This is a genomic window from Streptomyces bottropensis ATCC 25435, from assembly GCF_000383595.1.
In the GTDB taxonomy this organism is placed as follows: domain Bacteria; phylum Actinomycetota; class Actinomycetes; order Streptomycetales; family Streptomycetaceae; genus Streptomyces; species Streptomyces bottropensis.
In genome coordinates this window covers 3,860,091-3,877,953 of the sequence record NZ_KB911581.1, presented here as the reverse complement: position 1 = coordinate 3,877,953, position 17,863 = coordinate 3,860,091, and the positions used below count along the sequence as shown (strand labels likewise).

Genomic DNA, 17,863 nt, shown 5'->3' with positions numbered 1-17,863 from the left:
GCCGGGGCGGCCCTCAGGGCACGGCCGGCACCGACACCGTCAGCACCATGCGCGTCGGCACGTCCCCCCGATTCGCGTACTCGTGCGCCGCGTTGGCCTCGAAGGTGACGCTCGCACCGGCCGGCACGCGGTACTCCGTGCCCCCGACGGTGAGGGCCAGCTCCCCCTGCGTGACATGCGCGATCTCGACCGTACCCACGGGGTGCGGGTCCGAGCGACTGCCCTCCCCCGGCATCAGCAGCCAGTCCCACATCTCCAGCGGGCCGGGCGCCTCCGCTCCGGCCAGCAGCTTGCTGTGGCTGCCCGCCTCGGTGTGCCAGAGCCGGACCACCTGCTCGGCCGGGACGATCCGGACCTTGGGCCCCCGCTCGTAGTCGAGCAGCGTGGTGATGCTGACGCCGAGCGCGTCCCCGATCTTGACGACGGTACCGATGCTGGGGTTGGTGCGGGCCTGCTCGATCTGGATGAGCATGCCGCGGCTGACTCCGGCGCGGGTCGCGAGGGCGTCCAGGGTGAAACCCCGCTCGGTGCGCCAGCGCTTGACGTTGCGCGCCAGGGACTGGGTCAGCAGGTCGAGATCCGACACATTCCGTCCAATGTTCTCGATACGGGAGTTCACCGCGGCGAACCCCCGTGTGGTGCACCGGACACGCACCGAACTGTACTGCGGGGGCCGGGCCCCCGAGCGGCTAGGCGGACTCCTCCGCCCCCTCCGCGTCCCACTCGGCCAGCGCCAGCAACTGCTCCGGCGTGACCCCGTCGGGGATCGGCACCGGCGCGGGCGTCCGGATCGGCGGCTGCCAGCCCTCCACGGGGTCCCAGCGCCGCACGACCCGCGCGGGCGCCCCCGCCACCACCGAGTGGTCCGGCACCACGCCCCGCACCACGGCTCCCGCGGCGACCACCACGTTCCGTCCGACGCGCGCGCCGGGCAGGATCACCGCGCCCGTACCGATCCAGCATCCCGGCCCGATCGAGACGGGGTCCATCCGCGGCCACTGCTTGCCGATCGGCTCGTGCGGGTCGTCGTACGAGTGGTTCGTGGACGTCACGTACACGTACGGGCCGAAGTAGCAGTCGCTGCCGATGGTGACGGTGGTGTCGGCGATGACATGGCTGCCCCGGCCGAGGACGACACCGTCACCGATGCGCAGGATCGGCTCCGCGCCGAGGTCCAGGTCGGGCATCAGGCCGGCGGTCAGGGTGACCTGCTCGCCGATGATGCAGTGGGAGCCCAGATGGATCCACGGCTCACCGAAGACCGTGCCGAGCGGGAAGGCCAGCCTGGTACCTGTTCCCATCGCGCCGAAGCGCAGGCTCCCGGGCCGGTCGGCCGTCACCGAGCCCGTGCGCTGCAGCCACGCCCAGCCCGCGTGGACGGCGCGCTGCACGAGGCGGCCCCGCCAGGACGAGAACGTGTTCTTGCTTTTCGGCACCCGCTCACGGTACTCACCGCGCGGCACACCGAGGACGCCGTACGGCTGTGATCTTCACCCCACGGGATGCGGGCACCATGGCTTACGGTGCGGGTGAGGACTGATCCTCGACCACCACCAGGAGGCGGCGATGAACCGGCAGCGGGCCCTGATCACGACGTTCGGCGGCAACAAGCCGGATGTGGAGGAGGCCGCGTTCGTCTCCCCCACGTCGGTGGTGATCGGCGACGTGACGCTGCGCCCCGGGGCGAGCGTCTGGTACGGGGCCGTCCTGCGGGCCGAGTTCGAGCCGATCGTGATCGGCGCGGACGCCAACGTCCAGGACAACTGCACGCTGCACGTCGACCCCGGGTTCCCGGTCTCGATCGGCGCGCGGGTCTCCATCGGGCACAACGCGGTGGTGCACGGGGCGACCGTCGAGGACGACTGTCTGATCGGGATGGGCGCGACGGTGCTGAACGGCGCGGTGATCGGGGCGGGGTCGCTGGTGGCCGCGCAGGCGCTGGTCCCGCAGGGCATGCGGGTGCCGCCGGGCTCGCTGGTCGCGGGGGTGCCCGCGAAGGTGAAGCGGCCGCTCACCGACGAGGAGCGGGAGCTGGTGACCTTGAACGGCACGCACTACACGGAGCTTGCCGTGGCGCACCGGGAGGCGCAGGAGGAGTACGGCGCGTAGACCGCGCGCGGGGCCGGCGCGACCGGCCCCTTCTTCCTCAGGAGTCGGCGGCGGGGACCAGTTCCGCCTCGGTGCTCTCCGCCGCCTCCGCCGCCTTCTTCGCCTTGTGCTTGATCACCAGCATCGACGCGACCCCGATGAGGACGGCCAGGACCAGGCCCAGCCAGGAGAAGCGCTTGAGCCAGGCCTCGGCGACGACACCGACGTAGTAGATGACGGCGGTGGTGCCGCCGGCCCAGAGGATGCCGCCGAGGACGTTGGCGACGAGGAAGCGCCAGTAGGGCATCTGGAGGACGCCGGCGAGGGGGCCGGCGAAGATGCGCAGCAGGGCGATGAAGCGGCCGAAGAAGACGGCCCACATGCCCCACCGGTCGAACGAGCGCTCGGCGACGGCGATGTTGCTCTCACTGAAGTGTTTGGGGAAGCGCCGGTTGAGCTTGGCCAGCAGCGGGCGGCCACCCTTGCGCCCGATCGCGTAGCCGATGGAGTCGCCGATGATCGCGCCGGCGGTGGCGCAGGCGCCCAGGACGAACGGGTCGATCTCACCGTGCTGGGAGGCCAGCAGCGCGGAGGAGACCAGGATGATCTCGCCCGGCAGCGGGATGCCCAGGCTCTCCAGCCCGATGACCAGCCCCACCAGCAGGTAGATGGCGAGCGGGGGCACTGTTTCGAGCCACTCCTGGACGTGCAAGACCGGTTCCTCCCGTGTAGCGGATCAAAGGCCCCCGGCGTGCGCTCACGACGGGGCGCACGCCGGGGAAGCCTACCCGCTTACTCGGACGGCGACGGAGCCCTCCAGGTTGTCCCACCGACCGCACCGATGCTCGGCGCGCACAGTCGCGCTCAGCGCGTCGGCGCCCCCGCGGGAGGGCGGAGAGGGCCGTGGCACCGGGTGTGGGGCGCCCGACGCCGGGCCGGGGCCGGGCGGAGGGTTCAGGGGGAGCGGGCGGGGGTCAGGCGTTGGGGCGCAGGGTCCAGACGACGGTCATCTCGCCCGTGACGGCGCCGTCGGCCCGCCGGATGGCGACGGCGACGGGGAACTCGGGGCGCTGTCCGGCGTCGAGTTCGGCGACGACCTCGGCGGCGGGGCGGCCCAGGGTGGCGGTGGCCGTGACGGGGCCCATCGCGAGCTTCCGGTACGCGATCTCCGCGCTGACCGCGAGCGGCACGGCGCGGGAGAGCTGGTCCCCGAACGCGGCGAGCACGATCGCCCCGCTCGCCGACTCGCCCAGCGTGAACATCGCGCCGGCGTGCGGCCCGCCGACATGGTTGTGGAACTCGCCCTGGTCCGGCAGTGACACCACGGCCTTCTCCGGCGTGGTCTCCAGGAACTCCAGCTTCAGCGTCCTGGCCATCGGCACCGTGGCGGCGAGCATCTCGCCGATCGACATCTGGTCTGCGCTCATGCCGCGATGTTACCCACGAGTAGCAGCGTCTGACCAGGGGCCGCCGCATGATCGTCGTATCGCCGTCGTCCGACGGGAACCGGCCGGCCGGGGCGGAGGAAGCCGGTCGGCGCGGGACGGACGGCAGGCCGAGGACGTTCGCGTTCAAGAACGAGGAAGTCGCCCTGGCGGCCCTTCCGTTCGACCGGCCCCCGGTGACGCCCGAGGAGGTCCCCGCCCGCGGAGGTACGGAGGAACCGCGCGCCGACGGGTGTTTTGAAGCTGTTCGTCCCGCGTGCAAAGCTGCTTCGTGGACTCCCGTGGCACCCCGCCCCCCGGCGCATCTATGGTTACGAGCCATGTGGCCAGGACAGCAGCAGCCGCCCGGGGGCGAGCACCAACCGCAGCAGCCGAACCCGTACCAGCAGCCGGGGTACGACCAGTCGGGACAGCCGGGACAGCCGGGATACCAACAGCCGGGGTACGACCAGCCGGGGTACCAGCAACCCAACCCCTATCAGCAGCCCGGATACCAGTCGACGGGCCAGCAGCCCCAGTACGGGCAGCCCCAGTGGGGCGCGCAGGGACACGCGGGTCCGCCGGTGCCGCCGGGCGGAGGCGGCGGCAACCGGACGAAGCTCATCGCGATCGTCGCGGCCACGGCCGTCGTCGTGGCGGCCGGTGTGACGGGCTTCCTGGTCCTCGGGGGTGACGGCGACAAGGACAAGTCGAAGACCCAGTCCGCCCCTTCGGTCTCCCCGTCGCCGACCCCGACCGAGAGCACCGAGGACAACCCGCGCGGCGAGGACGCCGGAGCGAAGCCGACCGTCGCGGGCTGGAAGGTCGTCGTCAACCCCAAGTGGGGTACGGCCTTCGACGTGCCGCCCGAGTGGGCCGTCCAGTCGGCCGACACCTTCATCGGCTTCGAGGACGACAAGAAGGGCGACGGGTCGGTCCTCATCGGCATGTCGGCACCCGCCATCCTCAAGGAGAAGTGGTGCACGTCCGACGACGACAAGGACGGTAACGAGGAGACCAGTTCGCTGGCCGCCGCGGGCACCAAGGGCCAGCAGGGCGCCAAGGGCACCGAGGACGTCGCCCGCAACGACGCGGCGTGGTGGATCTTCGGTGGTTACACCGACCAGAAGGACGGCGCCAAGAAGAAGATGACCATCGGCAAGGCCAAGCCGTACACCACGGCATCGGGCGTCGAGGGCAGTGTCGCGACGACGTACTCCAAGGGCGTCGCCAAGAAGGGCAAGTGCGACACCGACGGCAAGGCCACCACGTTCGCCTTCAAGAACTCGGCCGGTGACTACGTCTCCTGGACCTTCCACGGAGCCAAGGACGTCGACGACGAGGTCCCGGACGCGACGGTCCAGAAGATCCTCAGCACGGTACGGCTGTACGGCGAACCGACGGGCGGCTGAGCCGGTACCGGACACCGGGGCCGGCGTCGGAGCCGTCCGCTCCGGGCCCGGACCGGCCCAGTTCCCTGTGGCCCGATCGGGCCCCCTCGCGTGCGGAAACGGTTTGGCAGACGGGGGCGGGGCGGCGATAGTCGGCGGGTGACGACTCCCGCCGCCTCCCGCCGCCCCGCCTGGGCGGGTCGCAACTACACCCTGCTGACGACGGCCGCGGTCGTCACCAACCTCGGCAGCAACGGCGCCCTGATCGCGGCCGCGTTCGCGGTGCTGGACGCGGGCGGCGACGGCGGTGACGTCGGTCTGGTCGCGGCGGCGCGGACCCTGCCGCTGGTGCTCTTCCTGCTGATCGGCGGCGCGGTCGCGGACCGGCTGCCCCGCCACCGGGTGATGGTCGCGGCGAACACTCTCAACTGTCTCTCCCAGGCCGTCTTCGCCGTGCTCGTCCTCACCGGCGGGGCCCACCTCTGGCAGATGATGCTGCTCTCCGCACTCGGCGGCACCGGCCAGGCGTTCTTCGGCCCGGCGGCCGAGGGCATGCTGCTGTCCTCGGTCACCGCCGAGCAGGCGGGCCGGGCCTTCGCGCTGTTCCGCTTCGCCTCGCAGGGCGCGACCATGACGGGCGCGGCCATCGGCGGCGCCCTGGTCGCGGTGATCGGCCCCGGCTGGGTGCTCGCGGTCGACGCCGTCGCCTTCGCGTGCGCCGGCGCCCTGCGCGCCTTCCTCGACGTGAGCCACATACCGGAGCGCGAGCCGGGGCACGGCATGCTCGCCGATCTCCGGGACGGCTGGCGGGAGTTCACCGGCCGCACCTGGCTGTGGGCGATCGTCGTCCAGTTCTCCCTGGTGAACGCGGTCATGGTCGCCGCCGACGCGGTCTACGGCCCTCAGGTCGCCGACGACAGCCTCGGCGGCCCCGGGCCCTGGGGTCTGGCGCTGGCCCTGTTCGGTGCGGGCAACGCCGCGGGAGCACTGCTGATGACCCGCTGGAAACCACGCCGCCTCCTCTTCGTGGGCGTCCTGTGCGTCTTCCCGTTCGCCCTGCCGAGCGCCGCGCTCGCCGTGCCGACCCCGATCGCCGTCCTGTGCCTGGCCATGTTCGTCAGCGGTCTGTCGATCGAGGTGTTCGGGGTCTCCTGGATGACCGCGCTGCACCAGGAGATCCCCGAGGACAAGCTGTCCCGTGTCTCGGCCTACGACTGGTTCGGCTCGGTGGCGATGGTGCCGCTCGCCGCCGCGCTGGCGGGCCCGGCGGAGAGCGCCTTCGGCCGCACGGCGGCCCTGTGGGGCTGCGCGGCGTTGTGTGTGGCGGCCACGGCGGCGGTCCTGTGCGTCCGGGACGTCAGGAATCTGACCAGACGCACCGTGCCGGTGACCCTGGCCAAGCCCGACGCCGCGCCCCACGCCGCCCCCGGCGCCGGCACTGCTGCCGAAACCGGCTCCACGCCCGGCTCAGCCGATACCGAAGGCCCCGTCGGGCGGCTCCGGTGACGGTACGGCGTCCTCCTCGCGCACGGGTGCGGCGCCATCGACGAAGCGGCGCAGCGCCGGGCCGTGCTCGACCCGGGCCGGGAAGGCGTCGGCGGCGGTTCGCCGGGCCAGGGCGGTGATGTCGGGCGGCTGATGGGCCGCGACCAGCACGGCGTTGCCGAAGCGCCTGCCGCGCAGCACCCCCGGCTCCGCGATCAGCGCCAGCTCCTCGAACACCGTGGCCAGCGTGGCCAGTTGGGACCGCAGGAACGCGAAGGGCGCGGCGTCGGCCAGGTTCGCGAGATAGACCCCGTCCGCGCGCAGCACCCGCTCCACCGCTCGCGCGTACCGCACGGTCGTCAGGTGCGCCGGGACGCGTGAGCCCCGGAACACGTCCCCCACGATCACGTCGGCGGAGTCCGCGGGGGCCGCTTCGAGCCATTCCCCGGCATCCGCGCCGTGCAGCGCGATCCCCGCGTCGTCGGGCAGCGGCAGCTGTTCGACGACGAGCTCCAGCAGCCCCCGGTCGTACTCGACGACCTCCTGCCGCGACCCGGGCCGGGCGGCGGCCACGTACCGGGGCAGGGTGAGCGCACCCCCGCCGAGATGCAGCACGTCGAGCGCCCGTCCCGGTTCCGCCATCGTGTCCAGTACATGCCCGAGCCGCCGCGTGTACTCGAACTCCAGATGCGTCGGCTCGTCCAGGTCCACGTACGACTGCGGCGCCCCGTCCACGGTCAGCAGCCAGGCTCGCTCCCGGTCGACGTCGGGCATGAGCTTGGCGGTCCCCTGGTCGACGGCACGGGAGACGGGTATGGCTTCGTTCACGCGCCCCATTGTGCCGGGCCTCTTTGCGCCGGGCCCCACATCGACCCGGGGGCCGTCGAGGCACCCCCGGGACGGGTGCGAGGACCGCGCGACCGGCCTTGACCGGCCCACGGCCCCCGCACCCCGCGACCGCCTACCGAACGGCCGACACGGTTCCCGCTCCCACGGTCCGGCCACCCTCACGGATCGCGAATCCGAGCCCCGGCTCCAACGGAACCTCCCGGCCCAGCTCCACACTCATCGTGACCCGGTCCCCGGGCCGCGCGACGGCGATCTCGCCGAGGTCCACATCCCCGACGACGTCCGCCGTACGGATGTAGAACTGCGGCCGGTACCCGGTGGACACCGGGGTCGAGCGCCCGCCCTCGCGCGCCGAGAGCACATACACCTGCGCGGTGAAGTGGCGCCTGGGCACGACGCTGCCGGGCGCGGCCACCACGTGCCCGCGCCGGACGGCGTCCCGTCCCACCCCGCGCAGCAGCAGCGCCACGTTGTCCCCCGCCTGCGCCTCCGACATCGGCTTGCCGAAGGTCTCCAGCCCGGTGACGACCGTCTCCACCTCGGCACCGAGCACCTCGACCCGGTCGCCCACGTGGATCGTGCCCCGCTCGACGGCGCCCGTGACGACGGTCCCCCGGCCCGTGATCGTGAGCACGTTCTCCACGGACAGCAGGAACGGCGCGTCCAGATACCGCTCGGGCATCGGGACGTACGTGTCCACCGCGTCCAGCAGCGCGTCGATGGACGCCGTCCACCGGGGGTCCCCTTCGAGTGCCTTGAGCCCGGACACCCGTACGACCGGTACGGAGTCGCCGCCGTACCCGTGCGCGGTGAGCAGCTCGCGGACCTCCAGTTCGACGAGGTCGATCAGCTCCTCGTCGCCGGCGTCGGCCTTGTTCAGGGCGACGACGACGTGGTTCACCCCCACCTGCCGGGCCAGCAGCACGTGCTCGGCGGTCTGCGGCATGATCCCGTCGAGCGCGGAGACGACGAGGATCGCCCCGTCGAGCTGCGCGGCCCCGGTGACCATGTTCTTGACGTAGTCGGCGTGGCCGGGCATGTCGACGTGCGCGTAGTGCCGGGTGTCGGTCTCGTACTCGACGTGCGCGATGTTGATGGTGATGCCGCGCGCCGCCTCCTCCGGGGCGCGGTCGATGCGGTCGAACGGCACGAAGGTGCCGGCCCCGCGCTCGGCGAGGACCTTGGTGATGGCGGCGGTCAGGGTGGTCTTGCCGTGGTCGACATGGCCCATGGTGCCGATGTTGAGATGTGGTTTCGTGCGGACGTAAGCGGTCTTGGACATGGCGGTACCTCGAAGTCTCTTCAGCGGTACTGAGTGAGGTCCCGGCGGGACTGAGGGCGCTGCCGGGACGGGGACCCCGAGGTCTTGCCGACCCTCCCCCTGCGGGGTCCGCCGGAATGTCCGGGAAGAGTCAGCTTCGGGCGCCGTCTGCGGCGGCCACGACGATCAGAAGGGCAGCCTTCGGGGCATCCGCGCCTGTGGCGGATGCGGCGAGAGCGAAGGCGTGCCGGAACATGACGTCGATCATCGTCGACAAGTCGGCTGTCGTCGAACGGTTTTCGGTACGGACGGGTTCCGGGAGACGGCCGAAGAGAGATGCTTCACAAGGGGATGGCGGGGTGAACGGCGCCCGGCCCGGAGCCGTGTTCGGGAAGGTGCAGGCGGCACGGTGCGCGGTGCCCGTGGGGGACCCGGGTGGGCCGTGGCCGGCGAGCCCCATGTTCCGCTCCCTGTGACCCCCGTGAGACGTTCCGTACGGCATACACGTACATGGGTCGGTTACCGTCGACGAATGCTCGATGCCACCACCCGCTCTGGGGGCACCGCCACGGTTCTTCCCCGGACCGCCGCAACGGAGCTCGCCGTCGCCGCACCCGTCGTCCCACCCGTCGCCGTTCCGACCGTGCCCCTCGGCCGGGCCGCCCGCTGGGGCAGAGTGCTGCTCGCGCCGTGGGCGCGGTTCTCGTTCCTCGTGATGCTGCTCCTGGGCGCCGTGTCGACCGTCCTGCTGTTCGAGCCTCAGCGGCTGCTGGCCGACGGCTGGCCGCCCCAGCTGAGCGGCGCCGCGGCGGTCGTGATGTTCGCGGTGGCGTACGGGCTGTGCACGGTCGCGTTCGTGCCCCGGCCGATCCTCAACATCGCGGCGGGCGCTCTCTTCGGTTCCCAGCTGGGACTGGCGTCGGCGCTCGCGGGCACGGTCCTCGGGGCCGGGATCGCCTTCGGTCTGGGCCGGATGCTCGGGCAGGACGCCCTGCGTCCCCTGTTGCGCCACCGCTGGCTGAAGTCGGCGGACGGTCAGCTCAGCCGCCACGGCTTCCGCTCGATGCTGGCGGCCCGGCTGTTCCCGGGAGTGCCCTTCTGGGCGGCGAACTATTGCGCGTCCGTCTCCCGCATGGGTTATCTCCCCTTCCTGCTCGCCACGGCCCTCGGCTCGATCCCGAACACCGCCGCGTACGCGGTCGCCGGCGCCCGGGCCTCGTCCCCGACCTCCCCCGCCTTCCTGATCGCCATGGCCTGCATCGCGGTGCCGGCCCTGGTCGGCGCGGCACTGGCCTGGCGCAAACGCCACCACCTGCGCGCCGGCTGACCTCGTGGGCGCGGTCCGCAGGGCCGCGGTCCCATCCCGGCAGCGCGCGGCCGGCCCCGGCCCTCGCGCGACCGGCGCCCGCGGCTCAGACGGCCTCCAGGACCATCGCGTTGGCCAGCCCGCCGGCCTCGCACATCGTCTGCAGCCCGTAGCGGGCGCCGCGTTCCCGCATGGCGTGCACCAGCGTCGTCGTCAGGCGTGTGCCGCTGGCCCCGAGCGGATGGCCGAGGGCGATGGCGCCCCCGTGGACGTTGACCTTCGCCAGGTCGGCACCCGTCTCCTGCTGCCAGGCGAGGACCACGCTGGAGAACGCCTCGTTCACCTCGAAGAGGTCGATGTCGTCGAGGTCCAGCCCGGCCCGCCGGAGCACCTTCTGCGTGGCCGGGACGACCCCCGTGAGCATCAGCACCGGATCCGAGCCGGTGACGGCGAAGCTGTGCAGCCGGGCGAGCGGGCGCAGGCCGAGCCGGGCCGCCGTCTCCCCTGACGTGATGAGGACGGCCGAGGCACCGTCGTTGACGGGGCTCGCGTTCCCCGCGGTGACGTTCCACTCGATCTGCGGGAACCGCTCGGCGAACCCGGGGTCGTGATACGCGGGCCGCAGCCCGGCGAGGATCTCGGCAGTGGTGCCGGGCCGTACGCACTCGTCGCGCGTCAGTCCCTCCAGCGGCGCGACCTCGGCGTCGAAGAGGCCGCCGTCCCAGGCCGCGGCGGCCTTGCGGTGGGACGACACCGCGAAGGCGTCCAGCCGATCCCGGCCGAGCGACCACTTCGCGGCGATCAGCTCGGCGCTGATGCCCTGCGGGACGAGCCCCTCGGGGAAGCGCGCGGCGACACCCGGGCCGAACGGGTCCTTGCCGGGCGGCACGTTGGACCACATCGGCACCCGGCTCATCGACTCCACCCCGCAGGCGACGACCATGTCGTACGCCCCCGACATCACGCCCTGGGCCGCGAAGTGCACGGCCTGCTGGGAGGAGCCGCACTGCCGGTCGACCGTGGTCGCGGGCACCGTGTCCGGGAAGCCCGCCGAGAGGACGGCGTAGCGGGTGGTGTTCATGGCCTGCTCGCCGACCTGGTCGACGGTGCCGCCGATGACGTCGTCGACGAGCGCGGGGTCGACACCCACCCGGTCGACGAGGGTGCGCAGGGTGTGGGCGAGGAGTTCCACGGGGTGGACATGGGCGAGGGCGCCGGTCGGCCTGCCCTTGCCAATCGGGGTGCGTACGGCTTCGACGACGACTGCGTCACGCATGGGCGGGCCTCCACGACTGCCGGGGGACTACCAGTGAGTAGGATTTCCCAACTCACCATAATCCTGCGAGTTGGAAAATCAAACCCTCCTTTAGACTGGGTGCATGCCAGCCTCCGGAGATCCGCGCCCCTGTTCCATCGCCGACACCCTGGCGATCGTCGGTGAGAAGTACTCCCTGCTGGTCCTGCGCGAGGTCTGCCTCGGCAACGGCCGCTTCGACCAGCTGGTCCGCAACATCGGGGCGCCACGCGACGTGCTGGCGAGCCGCCTCCGGCGCCTGGTGGACGCGGGCGTCCTGGACAAGCACGCCTACCACGAGCGCCCGCGGCGCTACGAGTACCGGCCCACCCGGGCGGGGCTCGAACTGGAGCCGGTCCTGATGACCCTCATGGCCTGGGGCGACCGCCACCTCCACCCGGACGACGACCGCCCCATGGTGATCGAACACTCCTGTGGCGAGCCACTGCTCCCGAAGGTCACCTGCACGGCCTGCGACACCGAGATCCACCACGAGGACCTCAAGGCCCACCCGCGGACCCCGGGCTGGTCGGTGAAAGGCCCGACGATCCCCGCCCCATAGGAGCGCGGTGAGCTGCGCGAGCAACCGCACACCACCGGCAGCCGCTCGACCACAGCACTCCCCGGGCTCCGAGGCGCCCGGGACCCCCTGCTCAATCCCCCTTGTAGACGTCCAAGCGCCCGCACATCCCGAACTTCCCGGACTCGGAGGGCTTCTCGGCCCACACCCCGGCATCGGCCAGATGGGACACGTCCCCCCGCTCCAGCCGGTCCAGCTGCTCCCGCGTCGCGGCGGCGGCGGCCCGCGCCCCCCGCTCCCAGCGCGCCCGCCACTCGGCGAGCCGGGGCCGGACCAGCGCGGCGGCGGCCCGGTGGAACGCGGCGAGCGGTTCGGGGCCGGACGCGTCGCGCAGCGCCCGGTAGCCCGCCAGGGCGAGGTCGCGACGGACCCGGGCGGCCCGCTCCTGCTCCTCCTTCGGCGCTTCCACCGGGATGCGGGTGGCGGCGGCGTACGTGTCCGGGTCGGTCAGGTACTCCGGGGGCAGGGTGAGGACGGCGTCACCCGCCTCCGGCAGCCCGCTGTTCTGCATGAGGACGGTGATCCGCAGATCGTCCTCGTTGACCAGCCGGTGGATGGTGCCGGGCGTGAACCGGGCGACCGTCCCGGGCGCGAGCGGCGTCACCTCGTACCCGGAGACCGTCAGCGTCTGCACCGCCCCCCGCCCGCCGGTGACGACGTACGCCTCCGAACAGGTCAGGTGCATATGGGGAGTTCCGCCGCAGGGCCCGTCGGCCGCGGGCCAGTCGTAGACGGCCAGGTGCGAGACGGCGACCCCGCCGGGCAGTCCCTCGTATCCGCTCACCACGGGTGCGCCTCCAGGTACTTGGCGATCTCCTCCCGTTCCCAGGCCCCGTCCGCCACGACGACCCGGTAGCGACGGGTGAGCGTGTCACCGGGAGCCAGCGCCAGCTCGTCGTAGAAGGCCCAGGAGGGGGCGACTGCGGCGAAGGGCTCGTTGCGGACGAACCAGTGCGCCGGGTGGGCGCCCCCGGCTCCCGTGTGGTCGTTCTCGGGCGCGTGCGCGAAGACGAGCGTGGCGTGTCCGTCGGTGCCGTCGTGCTCGCCCGAGTAGGCCAGCCAGGCGGCCTGCTCCCCCATCAGGTCGGGTCCCGCGGAGTCGGGCCCGATGATCCGCCCGTCCCGGAAGGCACGCGGGCCGCGCCAGAACAGCCCCGTGTAGCCCGCCATCTCGCGCCCGGCGGTCGTGGGGCTGCCGAACAGCAGCGGCTCGTCGCGGCGGTTGGTGATCGCGCTCGTCCATGTCAGCGCCCAGGAACCCGACTCGGTGTCCACGTCGTGGATCTCGATCCGGCGCTCCTCGTCGGCCCACAGCTCACCCGTGTGCGGGTGCCAGGTCAGCCGCTCGGCGATCACGACCCGCTCGCCGTCCGACTCGACGACGTCGAAGCCGGCGTGCGCCATCGAACCGACCCGCTCCGGGAGCGGCAGATACCCCTCGCCGTGCACGTACGAGTTGCCGCCCCACAGGTTCTGGCCCGACAGGTGCGAGGCCGTCAGCTGCAGCCCCTTGTGCCAGCGGTGGTCGTTGGGCCGGAAGTCGGTGACGACGTCCCCGGCCAGCGTCCGGACCGGGTGCAGATACGGCTTCGGCGCCTCCCAGGCGGCCTCCGGCCGGTAGACGTAGCTCAACAGCTCCACACCGGTGGCGGGTTCGGTGACCGTGATCCGGTCCCCGTGGGCGTGGACGACGCGCAGCCCGTCGTGGAAGGTCATGCCGTGGTCTCCTCGGTCGCGTCGGCGGACACCTGGACGGTTCCGGGCGCCCACCCGGGGGCGCCGCCGTGCATGGCGGTGTAGTACGGATCACCGGGCCCGATCTCGCCGCGCCGCACGGTCACATCGGTGAACGCGGACTTGTACAGCGCGGCGATCAGCTCCAGGCTCGTACGCCCGTCGGCGCCGCTGCTGCGCGGCCGCTCGCCGGCCCGCATGCTCGCCACGAGTTCACGCAGCTGCGCCAGGTGCGAGCTGGGCACGTCCTCGCCGAAGTCCCGCCAGGCCGCCGCGTCGGCCTCCGGGGTGCCCGGGGCGGGGGTGACGGACCAGTCGGCGTTGGAGTGGCCGTACAGATGGGTCAGTTCGACGGTGGCGCGCTCGCAGTCGATGCGGATGCGGCTGACCTCGTCGGGGCTGAGGACGCTGTTGACGACGGTCGCCAGGGCGCCGCTCTCGAAGCGCACGAGGGCCGTGGAGACGTCCTCGGTCTCCACGTCGTGGACCAGCCGGCCTGCCATCGCCCGGACCTCGCTCCACGGGCCGAGCAGATCGAGCAGCAGGTCCATCTGGTGGATGCCGTGCCCCATCGCGGGCCCGCCGCCCTCCGTCGCCCAACGACCGCGCCAGGGCACGGCGTAGTAGGCGGTGTCCCGGTGCCAGGTGGTCTGGCAGTGCGCGACGAGCGGGCGCCCGAGGCTCCGCCCGGCGATCAGCTGCCGTACGTGCCGCGCACCGGAGCCGAAGCGGTGCTGGAAGACGATCGAGGCGTACGGCCCCCCGCTGTCCGCCCCCTCCTCCGCCTCGACGGCGTCGAAGTCGGCCAGCGTCGGCACCGGCGGCTTCTCGCACCACACCCAGGCGCCGGCCCGCAGCGCGGCGATCGTCTGGTCCCGGTGCAGGGTCGGCGGGGTGCAGACGCTGACCAGGTCGGGGCTCTGCTCCGCCAGCATGCGGTCCAGATCGGTGTAGCCGTGCGGGATGCCGTGCTCCGCGCAGAACTTCGCCACCGCGTCGGCATCGATGTCGACCGCCGCCACGACCTCGGTCTCGCCCTCCTCGGCGAGCCGAGCGAGCGCGGGCAGGTGGGAACCGCCGCCGATGGCGCCGATGCCGATGATCGCCGCACGGACACGCCGGCCGGCGAGCGGGGCCGGCGGTCGGTTCGGCCGGTGGTCCGCAGCCGGGCTCGGGTCGTTGCTGGGTGTGGACATGGACGTGATCAGCACTCCATCGAACGTGACATCGGACGTCGGCCAACGCCTGGTGGCGGGGGCTCCGGCGGTGCGGCGGCCCTCACGACGGCAAGCGCTTTCCCTCGCCAGCAAAGTATGTGCGGACATAGTGACTGGTCAACACCACGGATCCGGCCGTTCCACGCCTCGGGACGCCGATGCTCCACCCGTGCCGCGCACACCCTCCGCCCGCCCGCCGGACGGCCCTGCGAAACCCCTGTGACAGCCCTGTCCTCACGGGGCGCTAGGCTGCCCCCAGCACCTGTGATCACCCGCCCCGCGGCGCGGCACGTCTTCCGTCGGCCCTCCACGATCAGCGCTTGGACCACGTAACTTCATGTCTTGGTTTGAATCCATCATCCTCGGACTCGTCCAGGGGCTGACCGAATTCCTCCCCGTCTCCTCCAGCGCGCATCTGCGCCTGACCGCGGCCTTCTCCGGCTGGGAGGACCCGGGCGCGGCCTTCACCGCGATCACCCAGATCGGCACCGAGGCCGCCGTGCTGATCTACTTCCGCAAGGACATCGCCAAGATCATCTCGGCGTGGTCCCGCTCCTTGTTCGACAAGGAGATGCGCAGCGACAACGACGCCCAGATGGGCTGGCTGGTGATCGTCGGCTCCATCCCGATCGGCGTCCTCGGCGTGACGCTCAAGGACCAGATCGAGGGCCCGTTCCGCGATCTGCGCCTCACGGCGACCATGCTGATCGTCATGGGCATCGTCCTGGGCGTCGCGGACCGTCTGGCCGCGCGCGACGAGACCGGCGGCAAGCACCGCGCCGCCAAGGAGCGCAAGAGCCTCGAACAGCTCAGCGTCAAGGACGGCCTGATCTTCGGCCTCTGCCAGGCCATGGCCCTCATCCCCGGCGTCTCCCGCTCCGGCGCCACCATCAGCGGTGGCCTCCTCATGGGCTACAAGCGCGAGGCCGCGGCCCGCTACTCCTTCCTGCTCGCCATCCCGGCCGTGATCGCCTCGGGCGGCTACGAGCTGAAGGACGCGATGGAGGGCGGGCACGTCTCCTGGGGACCGACGATCTTGGCCACGGTCATCGCCTTCTTCGTGGGTTACGCGGTCATCGCGTGGTTCATGAAATTCATCTCCACCAAGAGCTTCATGCCGTTCGTCTGGTACCGCATCGCGCTCGGCATCGTGATCGTCGTCCTGGTGTCGATGGGCGTACTGAGCCCGCACGCGGGCGAGTCGGCGGGCTGAGGCGGGCCGGGGCGGGCTGATCCGCGTCGGCATGATCGAACCGTTCCGCCCCGACTCCCTTCCGTGACCAACCACATACGGCATCCGTAGCCGCCCCGTAGCGCACTGTCAGTCGGGGCGCCTACTCTTGTCGACATGTCCCCCGATCCCCTTGTCCGTGGTTCCGTGCGGTCCGCCGACGACCTGAACGACCGGATCCGAGCGCTGTGGCGGCGCGCCGGCGGGTCGCTGTCGGCCCAGGAGCGGGCGGAGTACGAGCTGTTGGTCGCGGAGTGGGCCGCGGCGATACGCGCGGACGTCGTCGAAGCCGCGTGAACCCCGCCCGGCGAGCCCCGGCCGCCGCCGAGGCCGACGAGCCGGAGGGCGGCACCGGCGGCCTGATCATCTTCCTGAACGGCACGTCCAGTTCGGGCAAGTCGAGCATCGCGGCGGAACTGCTCCACATCCTCGACGAACCGTCCTTCCACATCCCGGTCGACGCGTTCCACGCCATGCGGACCGGACGGCGGATACCCCCCGAACGGCTCGCCGGCGTGCTGCACGACACCTGGCGGGGTTACCACCGCGCGATCGCCGGCATGGCCGCCGCGGGCAACCTGGTCGTCATGGACCACGTCCTGAGCGCGGAATGGCGCCTGCGGGACTGCCTCGACCTCTTCGTGCCGCAGGACGTGGTGTTCGTCGGGGTGCACTGTCCCCGCGCCGAACTGGAACGCCGCGAACGGCAGCGGGGCGACCGGCCCCCGGGACTGGCCGCGCGGCAGCTGGCCCAGGTCCACGCGCACGGCCTCTACGACGTCGAGTGCGACACGAGCCGGGCGGATCCGCCGCGATGCGCGGCCCGCATCAAGGCCTTCCTGTCCGACAGACCGACACCGACCGCGTTCCAACGCCTACGCGACGAACGGGACACCGGCCGGCTGACCGCACCCCGGACACGGGCGCGGGGAACTGCCTGACCACACCCCGGACAGGGGCGCGGGGAACTGCGCGAGCAACCACCCACGACCGGCAGTCGACCGACAACCCGGGCCTACCCCCACGACCCGCAGGCGGACCGCGGACCCCTACCCCCGCGCCGCGTCAGCGACCGCCCGACACCCGCAGCACCGCACCCGTGGTGTACGACGCCTCCGGGGACATGAGCCAGGCGATGGCCGAGGCGATCTCGTCGGCGCGGCCGGGGCGCCGCAGCGGTACGGACGCGGCGATACGGTCGGCGCGCTCCGGGTCCCCCATCCGCGCGTGGATCTCCGTGTCGATCACCCCGGGCGCCACCGCGTTGACCCGGATGCCGTCCGGCCCGAGTTCCTTCGCGAGCCCCGTCGTCAGCGCGTCGACCGCGGCCTTGGTCGCCGCGTAGTGGACGTACTCGCCGGGGCTGCCCAGCGTGGCCGCCGCCGAGGACACGTTCACGATGACGCCGCCCCCCGCGGCCGTCATCACCTTGGCCGCCCGCCGCGAACACAGCAGCACGCCGAGGAGGTTGACCTCGACCACCCGCCGCAGCACCTCCGTGTCGGTGTCCGCCAGCCTCCCGAACGGGCCGGTCACCCCGGCGTTGTTGACCAGCCCCGTCACCGGTCCGATCCGGTCGGCCGCCGTCTCGAACAGGCGGTCCACGTCGGCCTCCACCGCGGTGTCCGCCCTGACCGTGACACAGCGCGCCCCGTTCGCCCGCGCCCCCGTCGCGATCCACTCGGCGGCCGCCCCGTCGTGCACGTAGCCCACGACCACGTCGTGCCCGTCCGCCGCGAGCCGCAGGCAGGTCGCGGCGCCGATCCCCCGGCTCCCACCCGTGACCACCGTGACCGGTCGTGACATCCCAACCCCCCTGAAAGCGGACGTGGTCCACGCGGTCGCGCGGCCACCGAAGACCCGGCGATCGATCATCCTACGATCGCCGCCCGCGCGGTGGCTCACATCGAGGGCAACCATTCCGGCCCCGGCGGCAACCCAGGAGTGGAAGGCTCCTCCACACGAGCCCCACAGACATCACACTTCCCCCGAATCACACTTTT

At 72.3% G+C, this 17,863-nt stretch carries 19 protein-coding genes; 8 read left to right on the top strand and 11 right to left on the bottom strand.

The features are described 5' to 3' along the window. Nucleotides 1-13 precede the first annotated feature (13 nt). The gene (locus tag STRBO_RS0117165; RefSeq protein ID WP_020114514.1) at nt 14-586 is read right to left on the bottom strand and encodes a helix-turn-helix domain-containing protein; all 573 of its coding nucleotides are present in this window, start codon (nt 584-586) and stop codon (nt 14-16) included. A 103-nt stretch (nt 587-689) separates the two neighbouring features. Then, complete coding sequence (locus STRBO_RS0117160) at nt 690-1,436, bottom strand: acyltransferase (protein ID WP_005475525.1); 747 nt, start codon at nt 1,434-1,436, stop codon at nt 690-692. A 130-nt stretch (nt 1,437-1,566) separates the two neighbouring features. Between STRBO_RS0117160 and STRBO_RS0117155 the strand changes: the two genes are divergently transcribed. Further along, entirely contained in the window at nt 1,567-2,109 is a 543-nt protein-coding gene (locus STRBO_RS0117155) for a gamma carbonic anhydrase family protein (RefSeq protein WP_005475527.1), read from the top strand. 37 nt (nt 2,110-2,146) lie between these two features. On the opposite strand, the gene STRBO_RS0117150 is transcribed toward STRBO_RS0117155, so the two are convergent. Next, complete coding sequence (locus STRBO_RS0117150) at nt 2,147-2,800, bottom strand: DedA family protein (RefSeq protein ID WP_005475529.1); 654 nt, start codon at nt 2,798-2,800, stop codon at nt 2,147-2,149. Nucleotides 2,801-3,062: 262 nt separating this feature from the next. After that, nucleotides 3,063-3,500, bottom strand: a complete 438-nt coding sequence (locus STRBO_RS0117145; protein WP_005475531.1) for a DUF4442 domain-containing protein — start codon at nt 3,498-3,500, stop codon at nt 3,063-3,065. 353 nt (nt 3,501-3,853) lie between these two features. Between STRBO_RS0117145 and STRBO_RS0117140 the strand changes: the two genes are divergently transcribed. Together STRBO_RS0117140 and STRBO_RS0117135 are read left to right on the top strand one after the other, a co-directional pair. Further along, entirely contained in the window at nt 3,854-4,924 is a 1,071-nt protein-coding gene (locus STRBO_RS0117140; RefSeq protein WP_028796704.1) for a DUF8017 domain-containing protein, read from the top strand. A gap of 138 nt (nt 4,925-5,062) precedes the next feature. Then, entirely contained in the window at nt 5,063-6,409 is a 1,347-nt protein-coding gene (locus STRBO_RS0117135; protein ID WP_005475537.1) for an MFS transporter, read from the top strand. On the opposite strand, the gene STRBO_RS0117130 is transcribed toward STRBO_RS0117135, so the two are convergent. Then, nucleotides 6,371-7,216, bottom strand: coding sequence for a spermidine synthase (locus tag STRBO_RS0117130; RefSeq protein WP_005475539.1), 846 nt, complete (start codon nt 7,214-7,216; stop codon nt 6,371-6,373). The genes STRBO_RS0117135 and STRBO_RS0117130 overlap by 39 nt on opposite strands. 133 nt (nt 7,217-7,349) lie before the next feature. Continuing rightward, a complete protein-coding gene (gene tuf / locus STRBO_RS0117125) occupies nt 7,350-8,519 on the bottom strand; it encodes an elongation factor Tu (RefSeq protein ID WP_005475540.1) in 1,170 nt (389 codons plus the stop codon). Nucleotides 8,520-9,030: 511 nt separating this feature from the next. Between tuf and STRBO_RS0117115 the strand changes: the two genes are divergently transcribed. Then, on the top strand, nt 9,031-9,825 hold the full coding sequence (locus tag STRBO_RS0117115; RefSeq protein WP_020114509.1) for a TVP38/TMEM64 family protein: 795 nt from the start codon (nt 9,031-9,033) through the stop codon (nt 9,823-9,825). 85 nt (nt 9,826-9,910) lie between these two features. On the opposite strand, the gene STRBO_RS0117110 is transcribed toward STRBO_RS0117115, so the two are convergent. After that, nucleotides 9,911-11,080, bottom strand: coding sequence for a thiolase family protein (locus tag STRBO_RS0117110; RefSeq protein WP_005475548.1), 1,170 nt, complete (start codon nt 11,078-11,080; stop codon nt 9,911-9,913). 103 nt (nt 11,081-11,183) lie between these two features. Here STRBO_RS0117110 and STRBO_RS0117105 point away from each other — a divergent pair, with 103 nt between their 5' ends. Next, on the top strand, nt 11,184-11,660 hold the full coding sequence (locus STRBO_RS0117105) for a winged helix-turn-helix transcriptional regulator (RefSeq protein WP_005475549.1): 477 nt from the start codon (nt 11,184-11,186) through the stop codon (nt 11,658-11,660). Between the two features lie 91 nt (nt 11,661-11,751). Here STRBO_RS0117105 and STRBO_RS0117100 read toward each other — a convergent pair whose 3' ends face one another. Genes STRBO_RS0117100 through STRBO_RS0117090 form a run of 3 tightly spaced genes read right to left on the bottom strand, consistent with a single transcriptional unit; the run spans nt 11,752 to nt 14,608 of the window. Continuing rightward, nucleotides 11,752-12,465: a cupin domain-containing protein gene (locus STRBO_RS0117100; protein ID WP_020114508.1), complete on the bottom strand. Its 714-nt coding sequence runs from the start codon at nt 12,463-12,465 to the stop codon at nt 11,752-11,754. Then, nucleotides 12,459-13,394: a DUF6807 domain-containing protein gene (locus STRBO_RS0117095; RefSeq protein WP_005475553.1), complete on the bottom strand. Its 936-nt coding sequence runs from the start codon at nt 13,392-13,394 to the stop codon at nt 12,459-12,461. The genes STRBO_RS0117100 and STRBO_RS0117095 overlap by 7 nt, the downstream gene beginning before the upstream one ends. Further along, nucleotides 13,391-14,608 carry a Gfo/Idh/MocA family protein gene (locus STRBO_RS0117090; RefSeq protein ID WP_167336825.1) on the bottom strand — a complete coding sequence of 406 codons (1,218 nt, stop codon included), beginning with the start codon at nt 14,606-14,608 and terminating at the stop codon, nt 13,391-13,393. The genes STRBO_RS0117095 and STRBO_RS0117090 overlap by 4 nt, the downstream gene beginning before the upstream one ends. A gap of 358 nt (nt 14,609-14,966) precedes the next feature. On the opposite strand from STRBO_RS0117090, the gene STRBO_RS0117085 reads away from it, so the two are divergent. The 3 genes from STRBO_RS0117085 (at nt 14,967) to STRBO_RS0117075 (ending at nt 16,801) form a co-directional block, all read left to right on the top strand. Then, a complete protein-coding gene (locus tag STRBO_RS0117085; RefSeq protein WP_005475559.1) occupies nt 14,967-15,842 on the top strand; it encodes an undecaprenyl-diphosphate phosphatase in 876 nt (291 codons plus the stop codon). Between the two features lie 135 nt (nt 15,843-15,977). Further along, on the top strand, nt 15,978-16,157 hold the full coding sequence (locus STRBO_RS41695) for a hypothetical protein (protein ID WP_005475560.1): 180 nt from the start codon (nt 15,978-15,980) through the stop codon (nt 16,155-16,157). Further along, on the top strand, nt 16,154-16,801 hold the full coding sequence (locus STRBO_RS0117075; protein ID WP_005475561.1) for a chloramphenicol phosphotransferase CPT family protein: 648 nt from the start codon (nt 16,154-16,156) through the stop codon (nt 16,799-16,801). Before STRBO_RS41695 ends, STRBO_RS0117075 begins: the two co-directional genes overlap by 4 nt. Nucleotides 16,802-16,925: 124 nt before the next feature. Here STRBO_RS0117075 and STRBO_RS0117070 read toward each other — a convergent pair whose 3' ends face one another. Next, nucleotides 16,926-17,666 (bottom strand): SDR family NAD(P)-dependent oxidoreductase, encoded by a 741-nt coding sequence (locus STRBO_RS0117070; protein WP_005475563.1) that lies wholly within the window; start codon nt 17,664-17,666, stop codon nt 16,926-16,928. Nucleotides 17,667-17,863: the final 197 nt, after the last annotated feature.

Coding starts and splice junctions, on each gene's coding strand:
- STRBO_RS0117155 (WP_005475527.1), top strand. CDS start 1,567: ATGAACCGGCAGCGGGCCCTGATCACGACGTTCGGCGGCAACAAGCCG.
- STRBO_RS0117145 (WP_005475531.1), bottom strand. CDS start 3,500: ATGTCGATCGGCGAGATGCTCGCCGCCACGGTGCCGATGGCCAGGACG.
- STRBO_RS0117140 (WP_028796704.1), top strand. CDS start 3,854: ATGTGGCCAGGACAGCAGCAGCCGCCCGGGGGCGAGCACCAACCGCAG.
- tuf (WP_005475540.1), bottom strand. CDS start 8,519: ATGTCCAAGACCGCTTACGTCCGCACGAAACCACATCTCAACATCGGC.
- STRBO_RS0117115 (WP_020114509.1), top strand. CDS start 9,031: ATGCTCGATGCCACCACCCGCTCTGGGGGCACCGCCACGGTTCTTCCC.
- STRBO_RS0117110 (WP_005475548.1), bottom strand. CDS start 11,080: ATGCGTGACGCAGTCGTCGTCGAAGCCGTACGCACCCCGATTGGCAAG.
- STRBO_RS0117105 (WP_005475549.1), top strand. CDS start 11,184: ATGCCAGCCTCCGGAGATCCGCGCCCCTGTTCCATCGCCGACACCCTG.
- STRBO_RS0117095 (WP_005475553.1), bottom strand. CDS start 13,394: ATGACCTTCCACGACGGGCTGCGCGTCGTCCACGCCCACGGGGACCGG.
- STRBO_RS0117090 (WP_167336825.1), bottom strand. CDS start 14,608: ATGTCCACACCCAGCAACGACCCGAGCCCGGCTGCGGACCACCGGCCG.
- STRBO_RS0117085 (WP_005475559.1), top strand. CDS start 14,967: ATGTCTTGGTTTGAATCCATCATCCTCGGACTCGTCCAGGGGCTGACC.
- STRBO_RS41695 (WP_005475560.1), top strand. CDS start 15,978: ATGTCCCCCGATCCCCTTGTCCGTGGTTCCGTGCGGTCCGCCGACGAC.
- STRBO_RS0117070 (WP_005475563.1), bottom strand. CDS start 17,666: ATGTCACGACCGGTCACGGTGGTCACGGGTGGGAGCCGGGGGATCGGC.